The organism is Helicobacter sp. T3_23-1059, from assembly GCF_053654515.1.
This window is the reverse complement of record NZ_JBSIUV010000095.1, coordinates 1-3,675: the sequence shown is the minus strand read 5'-3', so window position 1 is coordinate 3,675 and position 3,675 is coordinate 1. Positions and strand designations below refer to the sequence as shown.

Annotated in this window: 3 protein-coding genes; all 3 read right to left on the bottom strand. The window is 30.8% G+C overall.

Translation table 11 applies throughout. The annotated features are described in order from the left end of the window. Positions 1-732: hypothetical protein (locus ACWIX0_RS12970; protein ID WP_454174404.1), on the bottom strand; the 732-nt coding region annotated here is incomplete at its 3' end. Between the two features lie 199 nt (positions 733-931). Continuing rightward, complete coding sequence (locus tag ACWIX0_RS12965) at positions 932-1,693, bottom strand: hypothetical protein (RefSeq protein ID WP_454174403.1); 762 nt, start codon at positions 1,691-1,693, stop codon at positions 932-934. Then, positions 1,680-3,675 (bottom strand): DUF5675 family protein (locus ACWIX0_RS12960; RefSeq protein ID WP_454174402.1); only part of this gene is annotated, 1,996 nt, incomplete at its 5' end. The genes ACWIX0_RS12960 and ACWIX0_RS12965, both read right to left, overlap by 14 nt.

Sequence of the window (3,675 nt, the reverse complement as noted above, 5' to 3'; positions counted from 1 at the left end):
GGGTTTTTGAACCAATGAGAGTGGAATGGTTTTTGTGCGATTAGTATAATCCACAAAATGTAATTGTGTATGCTGTGGTAATATTGTATAGCGTTTTATAAGTCCTAAGCAGATATTATAACCCCCTAAAAACTTATCATAATTTTGAAACCAAGCCTTATTAGAATATCCTATGTTCTCCACACCTAAATACCATTCAAATTCTACTTCCATCGGCACAAGCACCGAGCCAAAGCGTGAATCAAAAAATCGCTTTTGTTGAGACTCTCTAAATCCCGCCTTTGATAAAATCTCTTTTGCAAAGTCATAGTTTATATCATAGTTTGATTTCCAATTAACATATTTTTTATCCAATTTTTCATTGCCAAAATCATTTGCAAATGGCTTTTTAATAAATTCCCCTGCATACAAATAGGCATAGTTTATATATGGATTAGTTTCAGGGAAAAATATTAAATCAATATTTTTATTATGTTTTATATCAAAACTCCACGAAATGCGGAGATTGCCTTTGAAGTGCAAAGTATCAGTTACAGGCGGATACATTGAGCGAATTTTAATATCTTTGCTACAAAAATATTTCTCCAACTCTTTATCGCTTAGATTTGAATATTTTGGAATGCCAAATCTATACATCATAAATAATCTAGCTTCTGTTGAATCCTCAAGTCTTTTTGCGGAAAAAATTGAATATTCTCGCCTTGTATAGCTATCCTGCCAATCTATTTTCATTTATAGTTCCTCCTATAAGGTTTTCGTATAATGCAATATATAGACAAAATTTTTTTATACTTAATGCGAAGCATTCCTTTAGATTTCTATATGTCGCTAATTAAGTCATCTTTATATGATTCTTGCATATATGATTCTACAAAACATTTGTTTCGATTCGTTGTCATTTTACTCCCTTTGTAATTGTATGGTTAAATATTCATCTATTTATTTGTCCTATCCATTTGATGACATTGCCTTTATCGTCAATTTCTACTTCTAAATCTTTGTATTTATTGTAGAATTTTGGTGCTAAAATCTCATTAAAATATTTCGTGCCTTTGGGGGTGCAAGCTACCCAAATATTATATTGAGACCAATACTTTGGCGTGTCCCAAGAGGTTGGGCTAAACATTGTGCTATAACCACAAAAGACATTATTTTGACTTGTTTCATCATAATGAGCAGGACAATCATTGCGACTATACTCTTTATCATTGTATATCATAATATCATCATCATCGCTTTTATAATACGCACCTTTATAAAAGAAATTATCTCTAAAATGTATCCAAGCCTCATATTTATCCTCTTTATAATAAGATAAATTTGTAGGATAGTCTATCTTAGATAGGTCATTATTATCGTAATTTGTGCCAAAATCAATATATCCAGCTAAAAATAATTGCCCTACAACACTAATATATTCGCTAATGTAAGTAGGATTGGGGTCATTTTCTATGATTTCATTTTTTGAATCTAAATAAGACATAGGAATGAAATTACAATCACATTCGCACCCACTTGTTGCCGAATGACCAAACACAAGATATTCAAAATATTCCAAAATATCTGTTTTTGTTAGATTTGGAATTTGTAACAATAATTGCATTTCCCAAAATTTATCATATTTTCCATATTCAATACTATTGAAATCAGGGAATAACACTACATTTTCGTGCATAACTCTACCAATCGCCATTTTCTTTTGCCTTATTATGGATTACAGTGTTTGGTTTTTTATTGCCTATATCTATAGCCGAACCACCTGTCCTAGATGTTTTTCGCAACCTAAGAATAGTGCCATCACTTAACCTCTTTCTTTTTATCATATTGCCAATTTCATTGGCTCCAACATCTTTCAACACTTCAGCTCTTTCTGTTATATTCTCCCATATTTCTTTGATTTGTTTGTTATCTTTAGCCATATAAACATTTGTATTATTAACGAAATTTTTATTTCCTTCTTTATTTAATTCTGCCGAAGTCTTAAGTTTATACTTTTTTTCTAACACATCTATTACATCTTGTCTGGTTGCATATTTGGATTTTTTTATGGCTTTTTTGTGTTTGTTTTTATTGATAATTTGTTTTATTTTATTTGCTATGCTTTTCGCTTTTAATAATTTTAAAGGTGGAAGTATTGTGCTGCATTCTAATAAAAAATCTGCATATTCACCAGCAGTAAGATTTTCATAAGCTGATTCAATAGAACTTAATGGCGATATTTCATATAAAATATCTTTTGCGTCCTCAACCAAAGCATTAAGTTTGTCATCATTATTGCTTGCATTATCATCATCTGGTAATTCTATCTCAATAAACTCATTGCTGCCATCTTGTGCTTCGATTCGTATCACATTAGGTAGAATATCTTGTTTTGTTTCTTTGAGCTGTGTTGGGGTGCTAAAATTATTTTTAATCTTTACTTCAATATTCTCTGCTACTTCATTCGCGCTTATTTTATCTTTGCCCTTTGATTTGGCTAAATAAGAGTTAATAAAACCTTTTTGTTCTATGGCTTTTGCAAGTGCCTCTTTTTTTGAATGATTTTCATCTGCTTTTAATATATTATCAGCCCAAAGATTAGGATTATTTTTATCTTTTACCCTTTCTTTTCCAATAATAAGGCAACCTTTTGAGTTTCTAAGCGAAATACTAGATTTATATCCCTCGTGTATTAAAATAGCTCGATTATATGACACAAAATCATTATGCAACCTAAGCACTCTTTGCCTTAAGTCGCCACTATGCCAACTTGCATTATATCTCCCCTCTGGTATTCGCAAATTGATTTCACTTTTAATACAATCAGGTCCCGGTCTATCTAATATATAGGCATAAGGGAAATTCTCATCATCTATGGGCTTTATGCCTTTTTCGTCTTCGATTTTTCCATCTTGTCTTACTCGTTTATTGTCTATATAGATATTCATTCTAGCAAGTGTAGATTCGGTAGTTTCTTTGAATCGCTCTATTAGAATCAAAATGCGTTTTTGATACTCAACATTTAACGGAATCTCAAGATTTTCTTTAATATTAAGATGGCGAAATAAATAACAAAGTTCATCTTTGCATACACAATCTATGCCCTTTAAATCAAGATTCTCGCTGCCATAAGTTACATTGATTTTATATTTATCTTGCTTTAATTTGTTTGTGCTACTAGCATTCCACTCTCCTATAACGCGCTCATTTTCTAAAAATTGCAAAGTTTGTCCATCAAAGTCTAAGCTAAATCTTGTTTCAATGATTTTTAATTCTATGGATGTTACGCGGTCTTGTTTGACTATTCTTTCATTTTCTCTTGTGCTATTATTTGTTTGATATAATTCACTGTAAATCTTGGAAGTTGGGCTATTTACATACGCAAAAAATGTGATTGTTTTATCAACCAAACTATTGATATTCTGCCCTTCTTTAAGAATATCTTTTAATGTGAATTGAATACTGGCTCCGCTTTGTTTAAGCCCAATAAAACCTTTTTTATTTTTTTGAAGTAATGGATTTAATTCAATGTTATCATAATTTGAGAGTTTAAATGCCCACTTTATGTTTTGCGCTTCATCGTTACTAATTTTTTTGATGATTTTAGTAACATTACCCTGCTCTTCTTTATAGTCTCTTTCTTGTTGTGTATTACTATCTGTAACTTTACCTTTTTCAACTCTTGTTTTTTGCTCC

Excerpts from the sequence above, each read along its gene's own strand:
- ACWIX0_RS12965 (WP_454174403.1), bottom strand. The coding sequence starts at position 1,693 with ATGGCGATTGGTAGAGTTATGCACGAAAATGTAGTGTTATTCCCTGAT.